1 protein-coding gene is annotated in these 1052 nt (G+C 73.1%); it reads left to right on the top strand.

Annotation, left to right across the window (positions count from 1 at the left end; translation table 11 throughout):
- Nucleotides 1-483: 483 nt before the first annotated feature.
- Nucleotides 484-939, top strand: coding sequence for a flavodoxin (locus GT354_RS00775; RefSeq protein ID WP_161354183.1), 456 nt, complete (start codon nt 484-486; stop codon nt 937-939).
- The last annotated feature ends 113 nt before the right edge of the window (nt 940-1052 follow it).

The raw sequence follows: 1052 nt of genomic DNA, 5'->3' as shown, positions 1-1052 counted from the left end.
GAGTCGGGAGCGGGGACGGGGCGGGGAGCGGGGGCGGCGCGGGTTCCGGCGAAGTCGCCTCGGTCGGAGGGACGGAGGCGAAGGGCCGGGTGCGGGGGTAGGGGAGTCGGATGTGGATGGGCTTCTCCGCGAGGTGGCGGCCGGTGGGCCGGTCGACGTGTTACCGAAAGTGCTCTTATCGTCACAAATCGGGCACGAATGGCCAAGCCGCAAATGGGTGGAATCGCTGTCTGTGTTGTGCACGTCCACTCGTATGGGCGGCTCGAACGGGTGACCCAGGGGGGCGGGGGAGAGGTGCCGGGGCGCGTCGGCCGCTGTGTCGGCGGGTCGCGTCGGGAGGTTGTGTCGGCGGGGTCGTTTCGCCGGGGAGTTCGAGGGTGCCTCGGCGACGAACTCACCCGTTCGGCGCGGCGGTAGCCGGCGGCGACGTGTCCCGGCCCGGGAGGGTCGCAGCGGCCGGCGCGGTTCTGGCAGCGTGGGCGCATGGCCATCCTGCTCGTAGTGCACCACACGCCTTCCCCGACCCTCGCCGAGATGCTGGAGGCCACGCTCGCCGGCGCACGCGACCCCGAGATCGAGGGAGTCGAGGTCCGGGTGCGCGCGGCGTTGACGTGTTCACCGGTCGAGGTCCTGGAGGCCGACGGCTATCTGCTCGGCACGCCGGCGAATCTCGGTTACATGTCGGGCGGCCTCAAGGTGTTCTTCGACTCCGTCTACTACCTCGCGCTGCACGAGACGGTCCGTCGCCCGTACGGCCTGTACGTGCACGGCGGCAGCGACACCACGGGCGCGGTCCGCTCGGTCGAGTCGGCGGCGACGGGTTTGCAGTGGCGCCGGGTTCGGCCGCCGGTGGAGATCGCGGGACCGCCCACCCGGGAGGCTCTCGCGGCGTGCACCGAGCTGGGCGCGGTGGTGGCGGCGGAGTTGATGGGGGCGTAGGGGGGAGCGCGCCGCGCCGCGTGGGTGCGGCGCCGGTGTCGGCGTGGTGCCGGTGCGCCGGTGCGCCGGTGCGGGGTTTCGGCCGGTTGTACGGCGCTCGGGAGCGCGGCGTC

Source organism: Streptomyces sp. SID3343, from assembly GCF_009865215.1.
Lineage (GTDB): Bacteria > Actinomycetota > Actinomycetes > Streptomycetales > Streptomycetaceae > Embleya.
This window is presented reverse-complemented; position numbering and strand designations above follow the sequence as displayed.

Bases quoted from the DNA above. Each gene is read 5' to 3' on its own strand.
- GT354_RS00775 (WP_161354183.1), top strand. From the start codon at position 484: ATGGCCATCCTGCTCGTAGTGCACCACACGCCTTCCCCGACCCTCGCC.